The organism is Bradyrhizobium sp. SRL28, from assembly GCF_018596315.1.
GTDB lineage: Bacteria > Pseudomonadota > Alphaproteobacteria > Rhizobiales > Xanthobacteraceae > Bradyrhizobium.
This window is the reverse complement of record NZ_JAHEAG010000216.1, coordinates 1-517: the sequence shown is the minus strand read 5'-3', so window position 1 is coordinate 517 and position 517 is coordinate 1. Positions and strand designations below refer to the sequence as shown.

General features: G+C 67.1%; 1 protein-coding gene. It reads right to left on the bottom strand.

The features are described from left to right. A partial coding sequence (locus tag KIP88_RS46060) for a tetratricopeptide repeat protein (protein ID WP_214494661.1) occupies positions 1 to 517 on the bottom strand: 517 nt, incomplete at both ends.

Below are 517 nucleotides of genomic sequence, written 5' to 3'. Positions count from 1 at the left end.
CCCGTAATACGACCAGCCATTGGCGGGCGCCCGGCTGAGCGCGCGCTGGAATTGCCGCTCCGCCTCGGCGTAACGGCCGGCCTGCAGCAGGGCGGCGGCAAGCGACTGCCGGATCGGATAATACCAATAGGGCGGCTCGGTGTAGGCCAACGCGTCCTGCAATGCCGCCGCCCGTTCGAACCGGATGATGGCGGTGCGATAGTCGCCCTTGGCCTGGGCTACGCGTGCGAGGATCACCGTGCGCGCGATGCGGAGCACCTCCTGCGCCGGGACGCCTGAATCTTTCAGCAGCTTGAAGTCCGCGGTGCGCTCGATCGTCTCGATGGCACTCGCTGCGGCAGTAGCGCCTGCGAAGTCACGGTTCGCCACCAGCGCGACGCCGCGCACGTAGAGCCACATCGCCTTGACATAGGGAATCGCATCGCCGGGATCCGGCAGCGCCAAAATGGTCTCGGGCGTGCTGAACTGCGCGTGCGCGAAGTAAGGCGCCGCCTTGACCGGCTGCACCATCGCAATG